Here is a 16,198-nt window from a genome sequence, read left to right as displayed (position 1 = left end):
ACTGGGTTTCGTCAATGCAACTCATGTTCGGGCTGGCTTACCCATCGGCGCCGTTGGTTCCGTGGGAGCCGTCGGCGCCGCCGGGGCCGCCGTTGCCGCCGGGCGTTCCGTCGCTGCCGCCGTCGCCGCCGTTACCGCCCTCGCCGTAGCCGTCCGGCCCCTGGTTGCCGCCGATGCCGCCGTCGCCACCCTTGCCATTGCCGTTGGGGCCGACGGTCCCACCGTCACCGCCACGACCGCCGATCCCGCCCGAGTTTTCGTTGCCCGTTCCGGCACCGCCGTCACCGCCGGCGCCACCGGCGCCACCGGAACCGTTCTCCGAGCCCGCACTGCCACTACCGCCGATCCCGCCGGGGGCACCGACGGCACCGTCCGGGGAGTTCGCGCCGCCGTTGCCGCCGGCTCCGCCGGCACCTCCGGACTTGCCGGACGAACCGGTGCCCCCGGCTCCGCCGGACCCGCCGATGGCACCGGCGTGGCCGTTGGCGCCGTTGCCCGGTCCCCCGCCGCCGCCGTACAAGCCGTTGCCGCCGTTGCCGCCGTTGCCGCCGTTGCCACCGGGGAGCTCGGTCGGCGACGCGCCACCACCCCCGCCGGCGCCGCCGTAGCCGCCAGTCCCGTTCACCGCGTTGCCGCCGTTGCCGCCGTTGCCACCGACGCCACCCATTCCGTCGTAGCCGGTGGCGCCGCCGCCGGCATTACCACCGTCACCACCGAACAATCCGTCATTCCCCGCGTTACCGCCGTCACCGCCATTGCCGCCGGCGAACCCGGTGGTGGAACCGGCCGCGCCGATGCCGCCTCTGCCGCCGTCACCGCCGTTGCCAGCCGGGCCTGCAGCCGCACCGGCGTCGCCGCCAGCAGCGTTGGTGCCGTCGGCGTTGCTGCCCCCGGCACCGCCAGTACCCGCGGTGCCGTTGTTGCCGCCGTCGCCGCCGCGGCCGCCGTTGCCGCCGGCCGTGGAGCCGATGACGCTGGCGTTTGCACTGCCGTTGGCACCGTTGCCACCCCGGCCGCCGTCACCGGCCTCGCCCGCTGACCCACCGTTGCCGCCGACACCGCCGGTGCCGTTGATGCCGCTCCAGGAGTGTTGTGCCGTTCCGGCGGCGCCGCCCTTGCCACCGGACCCGCCGTTCCCTCCGTAACCCCCGTTGCCGCCGGCGCTGCCGTTACCGTTGCCGCCCTCAGCAAAGCTGCCTGCCGCGCCCCCGGCGCCGCCGCCTCCGGAACCGCCGTCGCCACCGAGGCCACCGGCCCCGCCGCTGCCGCCGTTACCGATCAAGAACGCACCACGACCACCACTGCCGCCGTTACCGCCACTAGCGCCTGCGGTGCCGGTCTCACCGTTGCCGGTTCCGTTGCCCTCGAACGTGCCGTCCGAGCCCGTCAGCCCCGCACCACCGTTACCACCCACACCGCCGTTGCCGCCGTTGCCGGTGTGGATACCGGCGTTGCCGCCGTTGCCACCGTTACCGCCGAGGGTCGCCTGCTGATCGCCGGCGGCGTCGAGGCCCTGGCCACCATTGCCACCGGCACCCCCGTTGCCGATGCCGAACCAGGTCCGCCCGTCGCCGCCGTTGCCACCGTTGCCCGCAGCGACCACATTGCCCAACGTGTCGATTCCTGCGGCCGCACCGGCTCCGCCAGCTCCGCCGTGACCCATCAGCAGACCGCCCACACCGCCGTCGCCACCGTCGCCACCGTCGCCGGTCACAACCAGGCCGTCGATCGTCACCGTGGCACCCGCGCCGCCGGCGCCACCATCACCGAAAATCCCGGCTGCTCCGCCATCGGAACCGTCAATGCCGTTGCCACCGTTGCCAAACAGCCAGCCGCCATCCTGCGCCCCAACCAGCTGGCCGGCATCGGTGTCGAAATACGCGTCAGCACCGTTACACACGATGCCGCACGAAGCACCGACCGCGAACACGCTATTCAGCGGATCCAACCACCATGCATTGGCCTGGTTGTCGATCAACGCCTGAACCGGGTCATAGATCGCGCTGTACAGCTGCTCATCAAACGTCGCCCAAGCCGACGTCAACCAACTACCGGTGGCCTCAGCGCTGCCCGACGCCAGCGCCTCGAACAAACCACCGGCCTCCAGCCCCAAAGGCAGGCCCGCATCGCCGGTGTCCACACCGAACCACGACAACGGATCCCACAGATCAAACTCCGCCTGCGCGGGGGTCGCCGCCAGCGGCGTCATCCCGAACGCAAGAAACGCCCCCACCGACGTCGCAGCACCGAGCATCCGGCGGCTACGACCAGGAAGCACACTCTCATGACGCCTACGTTCCGACAACCCGGCCTCCTTCGACTGCGATACGTCGCACGACGCGCGACGCACCTGCCTGAGCTAACGCTTAGATTTGATTAAGACAGACTGTAGCATTATTTTCATCAACTTAGATCTACTTAAATGCCCAATAATCGCACGCGGTCGTTAACTTTTTTGAAGTCGGCGCATCCCAGGCCATCAAGCCACGGGATTGGTCCGGCTAGTCCAGGTAACCGTTGGCGAGGTACCACTCGTAGCCGGCACGCAACGCGGTCGCGAACGGAGTGAACGGCACGCCTAACTCCTCGCGAGACTTGCTGGCATCGGCGAAGATCTCCGACGTGGACAGTCGCATCTGGCGAGCATCGATCGGTAGCCGCGGACCCACCACGGCACGTGCGGCACTCACCCCCGCCGCGGCCACCGGAATGAACCAGCGTGGCAGCATGACCGACGGTCCAGGACGCCCGAAGAGGGCGCAGGCTTCGGTGAAAGCCTGACGGAACAGCAGGTTTTCACCGCCCAGGATGTAGCGCTCCCCGATTCGCCCCCGCTCGGCGGCGGCGATGTGGCCTGCCACGACGTCGTCGACAGAGACGAAGTTGGTGCCGCCGGGGGCGGCGAACCACAAGCGGCCGCGCTGCGCTTCGACGAGCATGGCGCTGGCGATGCGGTTGACGTCGCGGGGACCGATGACCGCCGACGGGTTGACGATCACCACGGGCAGTCCCGCCTCGACAGCCTTCTGCAATTCAAGCTCGGCGAGGTGCTTGCTATGCGCGTACGGGAACTGCCTCGGTCGAATGTTGAATTTGTCGGTCTCGACCAGGAGATGTCCACGCTCCGGAATACCCAGGGCAGCAAGAGAACTGGTGTAGACGAACCGCTTGACCCCCGCCAGCGCGGCGGCGGCGGCCATATCGCGGGTGCCATCGACGTTGGTGCGGTATAGCCGGGTCTGGGTGCGATAGCGCCAGTAGTCCGAGATTGCCGCGGTGTGGAACACCCAGTCACAGTCGGCCATCGCCTCGGCAAGGGCGTCCACGCCGTCGTTGACGTCACCGATGCGGGTCTCGCAGTCCAATCCCTCCAACGCTGCCATCGGTGAGGTCGCCCGGCGCAGGACTCGGACTTGCATACCGCGGTCCAACAGCGCGGCGACCAGGTTCGATCCGACGAAACCGGTTCCGCCGGTGACGAATGCGCGCATGCCGATCAGAACCTGTAGGTGGTGACGCCGACCTCGACGCCCGAACCAACCGCCATGATCAGCGCGACGTCGCCCGGCTTAACCAGCCCGCGCCGGCGTGCGTCGGCGATCTGGTAGGGCAGGGTCGAGGTGAAGGGGTCACTGTTGACGCCGTGGGCCTCAAGGTCGACGAACCGCGACCGGTCCACACCGATGTGCGCGGCCAGCTCGTCGAGTGCCGCAGCGGGCAGGTACGGCGGGAAGACCACTGCGATGTCCGCTGGTTCCAAACGCTCCAGGGTGAGCAGCTCCTTGACCGAGGGCGGCAGGCAGCTGACGTAGATCGCGGCCAGGTTCGGGTCGCGGTCGATCCGCAACCACATCCGGCCCTCGCGTTCCTGGGTGTAGGTGGCCAACGCGCCGCGGTGTTCCGGGTGGTGGCCGAAGACGAATCGGCCGAAGCCCTCGGGCCCGTGGCTTGGGCTGAGCATGATCGCCGAACCCATCTCGGTGATGCCGTTACGGGCGTAGCCGCTCTCCGGTGCGTTGTTCTCCACTTCCGAGGCAAGCACCAGGGCATGTGCGGTCCGGCCGGCGCCGATCATGCCGGCCGCGACATGGCAGCCGTTGAGGAAGCCGACCGCCCCATTGAGAACATCGAACGCGAAGGTCTTGGGGGCGTCCGCGGACTCAGGCTCGGCATTGATCCCCACCTCGCCCGCGACCAACGTGGCCACTGCCGGCTCGGACAGGAAGTCATCTCGATAGATGCCGGCATGGATGACCAAGCCGACGTCGGTGCGCTCGACACCGCTGTCGGCCAGACAGGCGGCGGCAGCATCGGTGGCGAACTGGATCGAGCTTGGCTTCGCCGCGTCCGGGCTGGAACCCGGCAGCGCCATCCCGATGCCTTCGATCCGGACCCGCGGCGTGGCCGGCAGGTCGCGGCGACCGCCGCCCGAGCGAGAGCCGCGAGCGCCGTGGCCTGCCTGGCCGTGGGCGGCCCGGCGCATCCGATCGGGCAGGTCGTCGAAGGTGTAGAGCCCGGTACCGATGGTCTGCCCGGAGCCGGTGATCGACAGGACGACGTTGTCACCTGAATTGATCCGACCGGCATTGATGTAGTCATACAGCGCCACGAAATGCGTTGTGGTCGCAGTGTTTCCGCGCTCCGCGAGGTTGCAGATGGTGTTGGCCCGGCTCGCGGCGCCAGCACCGAAGACGCGGTTGATGGTCAGGATGGCGTCGTTGATCGACGCCTCTGAGGTCTGGTGCATCAGCAGCTGATCGGCCGTCTCGGGCCGCCAGCCGTGCCGCTGCATGACCGCGGCCACATACGGCACCGAGTGCTTCACCGCGATCGCGGTCTGGGTGACCGAGTCGGTGACCATGATCGCGCCGCCGTGCGGGCCTTCGGTGGCCTTGGCGATGCACAGCTTGGCGAATTCGCTGAACGTGGCCAGGTCCAGGTCGTGGAAGCCGACCCGGTCGTTGGGTCCGAGTTCGAGCACCGCAGCGGCCCCGGCGTCACCGACGGTCAGGCAGGCCAGCCGCGGGTCCATCGCACTTTCGATCTCCTGCTGCGCGGTTTCGGTGATGTGGCTGATGTATTCGCCGCTGACCACCAGCGCGTTGCGCACCAGTCCGGTCTTGAGGAAGTCCTGGGCCACGCTGACACCGGTGAACATGCCCGCACAGGCATTGTTGATGTCGAAACAGACGGCGCCCGTCAGCCCCAGTTGGTCACGGAACTGCGAGGCGGTGCTCGGCTCGAAGGTGAACATGTGCTCCGGGCCGTCGCAACGCGAGATATTGCAGGCGATGACCAGGTCGATGTCTTCGGGGGCGTAGCTCGACCGTGACAGGCAGTCGGCGATCGCCTTGCGGCCCAAGTCGATCGAGAACTCGTCTTGGCCGGCCATTCGTCGGTTCTTGATGCCGGTGAGCCGTTCCAGCGGAATCTTGACCTCGTTGACGCAGTCGGCCAGCACCTGTTCGGTGGAGACCGCCCGCGGCGGCAGGTAGACGCCCAGGCTCTCGATCACGACGTTGCGGGCCGGCCCGGTCTGCACCGGCTTGATCACCGGCGTGGCAACCGCTTTGGGTGCTGTCGGCGCAGCCTCGACGGGCGCCGACGGCTTTGGTTCCACGGCCGGTTGTCCACCGATCGGGCCGAATTCCGCGGCCAGCTCCGCGATCGTGCCGTAGACGAACAGGGATTCCGGCCGTAGTTCCAGACCGAGCTCTCCCACCCGAACGGCGACTTCGAGCGCCTGGGTGGATGCGCCGCCCAGAGCGAAGAAGTCGTCGGTCACGCCGACTCGCTCCACGTCGAGCACCTCGCGCCAGATCTGGGCGAGCGACTCTTCGGTGGCGTCGCGGGGTGCGACGAACTCCGTTTGCTCGGTGTCGAGTTCCTGGTCGAGAGCCAGCAGCGCTCGGCGATCCACCTTGCCGCTGGCCGACAGCGGCAGCAGATCGCCCGCGCGGAACACCGCCGGAACCATTGCTGCCGGAATCAGATCGAGCAGGAATCGGCGTAGTTCGGCGGTGCCGGGTGCGGCGGCGACCGGCACGATATGTGCGATCAGCGAGGTGTTGCCGGCGGCGTCTTTGCGAGCCACGACGGCACACTCGGCGATTCCGGGGTGTTGGGCCAGCGCGGCCTCCACCTCGCCGAGCTCGATCCGGAACCCGTTGATCTTCACCTGGTCGTCGCGCCGACCGAGGTACTCGATGTTGCCGTCCGGTCGGTAGCGGGCCAGGTCGCCGGTCCGGTAGAGCAGGGCGCCCGGCGCAGAGCTGAACGGATCGGCGAGAAATGCGGCCGCGGTTGCCTCGGGCCTGTTCAGGTAGCCGCGGGCCACACCCACGCCACCGATGTGCAACTCGCCGGGAACCCCGATCGGAACAGGCTTTCCTGCCGCGTCCAGCAGGTGGATCGCGATGTTGGCGATCGGTCGGCCGATCGGGACGATCGGATCGGAAGTACCACGCAGACAATGAAAATGGGTGACGTCAATCGCGGCCTCGGTGGGGCCGTAGAGGTTGTAGAGCTCGGCGGGCAACGCGGCGAAGAACGCATCGCGGAGGTCCGCGGTGAGCGCCTCACCGCTGCAGAACACCCGGCGCAGCCCGGTACAGGAGGCCGATTCGGGGTCAGCCAAGAAGCGCCGCAGCATCGACGGAACGAAATGCATGGTGGTGACCCGCTGATCGACGATGGTGCGCGCCAGATAAGCGGAGTCCTTGTGACCCTCAGGCTTGGCGATCACCACCCTGGCGCCGACTGTCAACGGCCAGAAGATCTCCCACACGAACGGGTCGAAGTTGATCGGAGTCTTGTGCAGCACCCGGTCTTCGGCGCTCAGCTGGTAGGCGTCCTGCATCCAGAGCAACCGGTTGCGGATGCCGGCGTGACTGTTCAGCGCGCCCTTCGGCGTCCCGGTCGAACCCGAGGTGTACATCAGGTAGGCGAGATCGTCGGCGGTGGTAGAAGTTTCGGGAGCCGACGCTTCCTCGGCCGGCGCAGTGGACGACTGGTCCAGACACAGCCGGGCCCCGGTGAAACCTGGCGGGACGTGCGACAGATGCGCGCGGTGGGTCACACAGACCGGGGCATCGGGGATGTCGGCGAGCATCGCCTCCAGCCGGCCGACGGGCTGGGCGGGGTCCAACGGCAAGAAGACGCCGCCGGCCTTGAGCACGCCGAGCAGCGCGATCACCAGGTCCTCGGAACGCTCCATGAGGACCGGGACCACAGCCGGTCCTGGGCCGGTTCCGACCCCGAACTGACGCAACCGGTGGGCCAATCCGTTGGCCCGCCTGTCCAGTTCGCCGTAACTGACATCGCGGCCGTCGTAACTGACCGCGACCGCGTCCGGGGTACGCGCGGCACTGGCGGCGACCATCTGGTCCAGAGTCGGAGGTGCCTCCGCGGAAACCGCGTAGTCGACGGCGGTGTCGTTCCACGACGCGATCGTGGCGCGCTCGGCTTCGGTCAGCAGATTCAGCGCCGAAACCGGGGCGTCCGCCGCCCCGGGTTGAGCCAGCCCGGTCAGCAGCAACGCAAAGTGCTGACCCATGGCCTCGATGGTGGCCGCGTCGAACAGGTCGGTGTTGTACTGCAGCGCGACCTGAAGCTCCCGGGCGTCATCTGGGCCTTGCTCGCCGACCTGCATGGTGATGTCGAACGGTGAGCCGCCCTGACCGATGTAGAGGGTCTCCAGGTGCAGCACGCTGTCGGATGCCGCGCCGGCCGAGTCTTCGTCGAACAGCCGCACCTGTTGCCAGGCGAACGACACCTGGAACAGCGGGGTTCGCGCGGCGTCACGCACCGGCCGCAGCCGCTCGACGAGCAACGGCAGCGGGTATTCCTGGTGGCCGATCGCGCCCAGGACGGTGTCTTTGACCTGTCCCAGCAATGCGGCAAAGCTCGGGTCACCGGCCAGATCGACGCGCAGCGGCAGCGGGTTGGTGACGTAGCCGACCATGCCCATCAGCCCGGCACGGTCGCGGCAGGCGAACGGCGAGCCGATCACCAGATCTTCCTGGCCGCTGTAGCGGTGCAGCAGCACGGCGTAGGCCGCCAGCAGAGTCATGTACGGCGTGGCTCCGACGGTCCGTGCCACCTGCTTGATCCCGGCCGTGACCGCAGCGTCCACGCTGAATCGGTGCAACGCGCCGTCGTAGGTCTGCACGGCAGGCCGCGGCCGGTCGGTGGGCAACGCCAGGGTGGGGAGCTCACCGCGGAGCTCCTCACGCCAGTACTCCCACAGACGTTCGCCGTCCGGCCCGGCGAGCATCTGGGCCTGCTGACCGGCGTAGTCGACGTAGCGGTCGGCGGTCGCCTCCGGACCGTCGGCGCCGTGTTCGGAGGCGTAGAGCGAACGCAGCTCGTCGAGGATGATGTCGATGGACCAGAAGTCGACGGCGATGTGGTGCACGGTCAGCAGCAGCACCTGGTCGTCGGGCCGCTGCAGCAAGGTCAGCCGCAGCACCGGTCCGGTGCGCAGATCGAAGGGCCGGTCGATCTCGGCCTGGACCCACTGGTCGAGCTCAGCGGCGTCCGCACCGATCCGATGGGTGGCGATGCGCAGTGGCCAGTGCGCGTGGACCAGGGCCACCGGCTGGCCGTCCCGCTCGGTGTAGGTGGTGCGCAGCATCGGGTGTCGATCCACCAGTGCTTGGGCGGCTCGCTCCAGGGCCGGCAGGTCTAGGCCGCCGGTGATGCGTCCCGCGTAGGCGACAGTGTAGGCAGCGCTGTCGGGCGCGAGCCGGTGCATAAACCACATCGAGCGTTGCCCGTAGGACAACTCGTGTTCGGACGCAGCATCCTGCGCCTTGGCCATCAGGAGCTGAGCCAGCAGCTCACGCTTCTTCTCCGGCGACAGGCTGGCGATGTCGGAGGGCACGTCGGGACGATCCGTCACGCCCCACCCCCATCCTCGGCCATCATCTTGGCCAGCAGTGCGTCAACCGCCTCGTCGGAGAGCTCGGTGACCTGCGCCAGCAACTCCATCTCCTGCGAGGCCGCCGCCTCGGCGTTCGCCGTCGCCGCGGGTCCCTCGTCGGCCACAACCCGGTCCGGCGCGGCGGCCAACTGCTCGGCGAGCCAGCTGGACAGGCTGACCACGCTGGGACCGTCCAGCAACCGGGCAACAGGAACCACGATACCGAGCTCACGTTCGACCTGGATGCGAAGTTCCAGGGTGATCAGCGAGTCGACCCCGAGACTGTTCAGCGGGGCGTTCACGTCCAGACCGGCCGGAGCCAGGCCTAGCTTGCCGGCGACCAGATCGCGCAGATAGGTCGCCAACAGCTGCTGACGCTCGTGCGGGTCGGCCGCCTGCACCGTCTCGAACAGGCCGCTGCCGGCTCCCGCATCTTTAGTCCCGATGGCTGCCGTTGCCTGCAGGTCACGCAGCAGCGACGACTGCGCGCTCGGACGCCACCGCGCCCAGTCGATGTCGAGCACCATCGCTTCGGTCGCGTCATCGGCCAGCAGCGCCGCCAAGGCCGCGACGTACGTCTGGGCCGACAGGCCTTCGACCCCGTAGTGGGAGAAGTGCCGGTGCAGCTCGGAATTGGTGAACATGCCCAGCCCAGCCCAGGGACCAAAGTTGATGCTCAGCGCCGGCCGCCCCGCGGCCCGGCGATGCCAGGCCAGTGCGTCCAGGAAGGCGTTCGCCGCCCCGTAGTTGGCGGCACCGGGCGAACCCAACACCGACGCCGCCGAGGAGAACAGCACGAAGAAATCCAGCTCGGCATCGGCGGTCACGGTGTGCAGATTCCAGGCGCCCTGCACCTTGGGCGCCATCACCGCACGCAACTTCGCCGCATCTAGGCGCGCCAGAATCGCGTCGTCGACGGTGCCGGCAGCGTGGATGACACCGCGCAGCGGCGGCATGGACGCCTCGATGGTGGCCAGCGCTGCGGCAACATCGTCAGCCTCGGTGACATCGCCCTGCACGATCGTCACCTCCACGCCACGTGCCCGCAAGCTCTCCAGCGTCGCCTGCCCCGCCGCAGAGGGCACACTGCGACCCATCAGGGCCAGGTGGCGGGCACCGTTGTCGACCAGCCAGTCGGCGACCTTGCCGCCGACTGCGCCGAGTCCACCGGTGACCAAGTAGGTGGCTTCGCCGTGAATATCGCCACCGCGCAGCCCGCCCGCCTGCTCCGACGGCGCCGTGTAGGGCTCCAGCCGGGCGACATAGCGGCGGTGGCCGCGCAGAGCCACGTCGGACTCACGGTTGTCGGTCTCACCGCGGTTCGACCAGATCTCGCTGAACAGGCCTCGAAGTTCCTCGGGGCCACCGTCGGCGGACAGGTCGACGCCGGTGGCATGCAACTCGGGGTATTCGTGGTCGATGGAGCGGCCGAGTCCCCAGACCGGAGACTGCGCGACGGACAGCGACTCGGGCTGGTGGTCCCCGGCGGGCTGTGCCCCCCGCGTCACCAGCCACAATCGCGGCGATTCCGGCCAACCGGCCAGGGTCAGCGCCTGGATCAGGTTCACCACGCTCAGTGTTCCCAGGACTGCCGCCGTCTCCAGCGACTCCGGGGTGGTCTCAGCCGACGGTGCGGCCAACAGGTTCCACAGGTGCACCACACCACGGCAGTGCGGACGGTCGCCACCGAACGCGGCGCGCAGCAGCTCGGCGAAGTGTTCCGGCCGGCCCGGATCGATCCGGTAGCTGTCGGCGCTCACCCGCTCGATCTCGGCGAGTCCGACCACCGGCTCCACCAGCACACATGACTGGGACAGCGCCTCAAGGTGGTCGCGCAGGGTGTCGGCCACCGGGCCGTCGGACAGGATCAGCCAACTTCCGGCCTCGGCGGGCCGGCTGTCGGGTCGGCTCTCGCCGTCAACAAGCAGAGAGGCCGGCTGCCAGCGAATCCGGTAGCTGCGCTCCCGCGGATCCACCGGGGCGGTGATGACGGCCGGCACGTGCGACCGATCCGCAGACAGCGTGCCGGTGGCCAGCAATGACCAGTCTGCGCCCGCATTGCCGTAGCACTCGAACACCTCACCGGTCAGGGCGAACTGCACGGTGCGGGCCTGCCCCAGACCACCGCGCACGCTGAGCTCGGCGACCGAGCGGGTGCCGGGGCCGAACGCGACCTCAGCCGCCGTCAGCGCCAACTCGGCCAGCTGCTCGGCCGACAGTGTCGAGGTGGTCAGATCGATCTCGGCCAGCACGGTGTCGGGCTGCGCCGCCGACCGGATCGGTCCGCGCCAACCCCCGCCGGGGGCGCCGGAATTGTGCCGCGGCGCGGCGATGGACCCGGCGTTGAGCCAGGAGTGCACCCGCTGCCAGGGGTAGGTCGGGGCGGGAACACAGCGACTGTCTTCGGGATAGATGGCGTCCCACGCCACCCGCTGTCCCAGCGTGTAGAGAGTGCCCAGCGAACTGAGCATGGTCGAGCGCCCACTGAAAACCCCGTCGTCACGGCGCATCGATGGCAGCAGGGTGGCGCTGCGGTGGAGGTGCTCGGCATCCTCGCGAGCACCGGTCAACAGAATCGGGTGCGGACTGAGTTCGACGAACGTCGAGTGCCCGCTCTCGAGCAGCCGTCGCAGGGCCGGTGAGAACCTGACCGGGGAGCACAGGTTGGCCACCCAGTAGTCGGCGTCCAGCAGCTTCTCGGCCACCAGTTCGCCGGTGACCGTGGAATACATCGGAACCGACGGTGCGGTCGGCTTCAGCTTCACCAAACTCCCCCGCAGGCCCGCGGCGAGCGCCTCCATCTGGGGGCTGTGTGACGCGACGTCGACGTCGATCCAGCGGCAGAACCGGTCCCGGGCCACCAGCTTGTCCATCAACTGCTCGAGAACCTTGCGCTCACCGGCGAGCACCGTCGAGCGGTAACTGTTGCTCGCGGCGACGGCTACCTCGCGTTCGTGTCCGGCGATGAGCTCCTGCGCTTCGACCAACGTGGTCTCGGTGACCATCATCGCTCCGCGGCCACGAACCCCGCGCAGCATCCTGGCGCGGGCACAGATCACCCGGGCCGCGTCATCGAGACTCAGGGCGCCCGCGACATGTGCGGCCGCGGCCTCACCGAGGCTGTGCCCGACCACCGCGGTGGGCTCGACGCCCCACGACCGCCACAGCGCCGCCAGGGCAACCTGGATGGCGAAGATCGTCGGCTGCAGGATGCCGATGTCTTTGAGCTTGGATTTGTCCTCGCCGCGGGCCAATTCCTTGAGGATCGAGTGCCCCAAATGCGGGAAGAGCGCGTCATCACAGGCTGCCAGGGCCTCGGCAAACACCGGCTCGTCGGCCTGCAGCCGACTCGCCATGCCGTGCCACTGCGAGCCCTGACCGGAGAAGATGAACGTCACACCGGGACCTGGCCGATTCGGGGCACAGTGCCCCACGGACAGTCCAGGCCGCGACTCGCCCTGCCGGTAGGCGGACAGCGACTCGAACATGGCCGCCGGGGTGTCACCGACCACCGAGAGGCGGTAGTCGTGGTGGCCGCGGCGGGCACCGGCGGTGTAGCAGAGGTCGGTCAATGCGGCTCCGCCCATGAGTCCGCCCGAGAATAGGGCCATCTCGTACTCGCCGACCAACGCGGTCAGCGCCTCAGGCGATCGTGCGGACAACGCCAGCAGCTCGGCTCGCGGTGCCGCGGTGTCGTCGTGGTAGCCGCTGCGTGCCTGCGGAGCCTCGGTGAGCACAACGTGGGCGTTGGTTCCGCCGAACCCGAACGAGCTGACCCCGGCGATCGCCCGGCTGCCCGCCGGCCACGGGGTCAACTTCTGGACCACCTCGAGCGGCAACCGGTCGAATCCGATGTGCGGGTTGGGCTCGGTGTAGTTCAGGCTGGCCGGGATCTCCCGGTGCTGCAACGACAGCGCCACCTTGATCAGGCCGGCGATACCGGCCGCCGCCTCCAGGTGGCCGATGTTGGTCTTGACCGAGCCGACCAGGCAGCGACTGCCCTCCGGGCGGCCCTCGGCCAGCGCGGCGCCCAAGGCGTTGGCCTCAATGGCGTCGCCGATCGATGTGCCGGTGCCGTGCGCCTCGATGTACTGGACCGCGCTGGCCGGCAGGCCCGCCCGGCGGAACGCCTCGTTGACCACGACCTCCTGCGCGCGCCCACTGGGGGCGATCAGGCCGTTGGTGCGGCCGTCGGAGTTGGTGGCACTGCCGCGGATCACTGCGTAGACCGGGTCGTTGTCCTCCAGCGCCCGACTCAGCGGCTTGAGCACTACCACTCCGGCCCCTTCACCGCGGACATAGCCGTCGGCATCGGCGTCGAAGGTCTTGCAGCGGCCGTCGGGAGCCATCACCCGGGCCTTGCTGAAGTTGATCGCCAACGCCGGCGACAGGATCACGTTCACCCCGGCGGCCAGCGCCATGGTGCATTCACCGTCACGCAGACTGCGGCACGCCAAATCGACGGCAACCAGCGAAGACGAGCAGGCGGTGTCGATCGACATGCTGGGCCCGTGGAAGTCGAACGTGTACGACAGCCGGTTGGCGGCAATGCTCAGCGCGTTGCCGGTTCCGGTGTAGGCGTCGACGAGCTGCGGCTGCCCCAACCGCAGGAAGCCGTAGTCATTGGTGGAGATTCCGACGAACACACCGGTGCGACTGCCCGCCAGCGCGTCCGGAACCTGACCGGCGTCCTCCAGTGCTTCCCAGGCCACCTCGAGCAGCAGCCGCTGTTGCGGGTCCATCTGCGCGGACTCGCGCGGTGAGATCCCGAAGAACTGGAAATCGAACTGGTCAACCTGGCCAAGGAACCCGCCGCGGCGGGTGACCGCGGTGCCCGGAACCGACGGGTCGGGGTTGTAGAAGGCATCGACGTCCCAGCGGTCCGCCGGAACATCCGTGGTCGCATCCATCCCACCCGACAGCAGCCGCCAGAATTCGTCGGGCCCGTCAGCACCCGGGAATCGACAGCCGATACCGACGATCGCGATGGGCTCGTCGGCAGCGGGGCGCTCGGCGCGCTCGGCTGCGGCCCCGGCACCCGGGGCCACCGGCGTTGCCGTGGCGACCCGGGCCAGGTGCGCCGACAGGATGTCGATCGACGGGTATTCGTAGGCGATGGTCGGGACCAGCTCGCAGCCCAGCCAGTTCTCGAGGGCACTGGAGAGCCGGACCGCGTGAATAGAGTCCAGGCCGTAGAACGCGAACGGCTTGGCGGGGTCGATCTCGGCGATGGGCAGCTCGAGATCCTGGGCTAGCCGCTCGATGAGCCACGCCCTGATCTCGTCGGCACTGCGGCCGCCCGGTGCGGCCTGCGCCGGCGCCGGCGCCGGCTCGGCGGGGGCCTGCGAAGCGGCGGCTGCGGCCGCCGACGGCCACTGCGCCACTACCGGCAGCTCACCGTCGAGGTACTGCTGCTTGCACGCGCTGCGCTGGATCTTGCCGCTGGAGGTGGTGGGCAACTGCAACGGCTGAACCAGCACCACGGCGTGGGTGCGAACCGAGTGGTTCTGGGTGACGGCGGCGCGGATGACCTGCATGGCCTCGTCTGCCTGCTCGCCGCTGACCCGGCTTGGGTCAACCTCCTGGACCACCACCAGCTGCTCGGCTGCGCCGGGCTCCGGGGCGATCGAGAACACCGCGCCGCGCCCACGCAGCAGCGCCGGGTTGGTGTCCTGGACGGTCAGCTCGATGTCGTTGGGATAGTGATTGGTGCCGCGGATGATGATCAGATCCTTGCGGCGACCGGTGACGAACAGCTCCCCGGAATGCAGGAAGCCCAGGTCGCCGGTCCGCAGGAACGGGCCCTCACCGGTGTCGGCCAGCGTCGCGGAGAAGGTTTCGGCGGACAGCTCCGGGGCGCCCCAGTAGCCATGCGCGACGCTGCCCCCGGACACCCATATCTCACCGACCTGGTCGCCGGCGCATTCCAGCCGGGTCTCGGGGTTGACGATGATCACCCGCTGGCCGCCGCGTGGCTTACCGCAGCCCACCATGGTCGCCACGTTGGGATCGTCAGCGGCGACGTCGATCACCCGGTTGTCGCCGAGCGCGACCCGGTCCACGTGCTGCACCATCGGCACCGGCAGGTCCGACCCACCGGACACCAGCAGGGTGCCCTCGGCCAGTCCATACACGGGGTAGAACGACTGAGGCCGGAAGCCCGCCGGTGCGAACAACTCGGCAAAGCTGTCCAGGGTGGCGGTACGGACCGGCTCGGCGCCGCACAGCGCCACCGACCAGTTGGACAGGTCGAGCGCAGCGCGCTCCTGCGGGGTGCTCAACTCGACGCACAGGTCGAAGGCGAAGTTGGGTGCGGCGGTGATCATCGCGCGATGCCGCGAGATCGCCTCCAGCCACCGCATCGGACGCTTGATGAACGCGGTCGGGGGCATCAGGATCGAACTGCCGCCAACGTACATCGTTCCCAACAAGCCGCCGATCAGACCCATGTCGTGGTACGGCGGCAGCCAGAACACCCCGGTCACATGCGGCATGTCGGGGTTCGCGCCCCAGGCCTCGGCAATGGTCACCAGGTTGTGCACCAGGTTGCCGTGGGTCAGCACCACGCCCTTGGGCGCGCTGGTGGACCCGGAGGTGTACTGCAGCATGGCGATGCTCTCGCCATCGATCTGCGGAGGCACCCAGTTCGCCTCGCTGCCGGCGGCATCGCCGTCGGTGAGCGTCCAGCGCAGCGCCTGCCCACCGGGCAGGGCGTCGATCGCGGGCTTGATCCTGGGCTCGATCTCACTGGTGGTGAGCGCGTAGCCGGGCTGGACGTCGGCGATGATCGACTCGACGCGCGGCAACAGGTGTTCGCGCATGGGCGGATGCACCGGGATCGCGATGGCTCCGGCGTACAGACAGCCGAAGAAACTGGCGATGAAGTCCAGGCCCGGAGGACACAACACCAGGACCCGCTGTCCGGACGCTCCCTGGCCCTGCAGTTCAGCGGCGATCTGGCGGGCGCGCCGGTCCAGCTCGCCATAGGTCACCTGGCTGGTTTCGTGCTCATCGCCGTCGCGCGAGAAGGTGAATGCCAGGTTGTCACCGCGCCGCGCCGCACGCTGCGTCAGAAGGTCAACCAGCGTGCGCAGAGTATGCGCCGTGTCGTCCGGCCCGCTCATCGATCACATCTCCCGTATAGCTGGGGTAGTAGATGGGGCCCAAAAACTCCGTAGGCAACCTTGATTAAGGCTACCTTAAGAAGCCGGACGTCCAATCCGGAGATTTTCGGCGACGACTACCCCGCCGAGCAAGTTAGGAGACCCCATCACG

Annotated in this window: 4 protein-coding genes; all 4 read right to left on the bottom strand. The window is 68.7% G+C overall.

Translation table 11 applies throughout. The features are described 5' to 3' along the window. Positions 1-37: 37 nt before the first annotated feature. Entirely contained in the window at positions 38-2,278 is a 2,241-nt protein-coding gene (locus G6N09_RS20300; RefSeq protein ID WP_163752763.1) for a PE family protein, read from the bottom strand. 223 nt (positions 2,279-2,501) lie between these two features. After that, the gene (locus tag G6N09_RS10840; protein WP_083022677.1) at positions 2,502-3,491 is read right to left on the bottom strand and encodes an NAD-dependent epimerase/dehydratase family protein; all 990 of its coding nucleotides are present in this window, start codon (positions 3,489-3,491) and stop codon (positions 2,502-2,504) included. Positions 3,492-3,496: 5 nt separating this feature from the next. Then, a complete protein-coding gene (locus G6N09_RS10835) occupies positions 3,497-8,902 on the bottom strand; it encodes a non-ribosomal peptide synthetase (RefSeq protein WP_083022676.1) in 5,406 nt (1,801 codons plus the stop codon). After that, positions 8,899-16,047, bottom strand: a complete 7,149-nt coding sequence (locus G6N09_RS10830) for a type I polyketide synthase (protein ID WP_083022675.1) — start codon at positions 16,045-16,047, stop codon at positions 8,899-8,901. Before G6N09_RS10830 ends, G6N09_RS10835 begins: the two co-directional genes overlap by 4 nt. Positions 16,048-16,198 lie beyond the last annotated feature (151 nt).

The sequence above is a fragment of the Mycolicibacter minnesotensis genome (assembly GCF_010731755.1).
Taxonomy (GTDB): Bacteria; Actinomycetota; Actinomycetes; order Mycobacteriales; family Mycobacteriaceae; genus Mycobacterium; species Mycobacterium minnesotense.
Note: the sequence above shows the minus strand (reverse complement) of the source record. Positions and strands in the feature narration are given on the sequence as shown.

What these genes read in the sequence shown, in the direction of transcription:
- G6N09_RS10830 (WP_083022675.1), bottom strand. Translation starts at nt 16,047, where the DNA reads ATGAGCGGGCCGGACGACACGGCGCATACTCTGCGCACGCTGGTTGAC.
- G6N09_RS10840 (WP_083022677.1), bottom strand. Translation starts at nt 3,491, where the DNA reads ATGCGCGCATTCGTCACCGGCGGAACCGGTTTCGTCGGATCGAACCTG.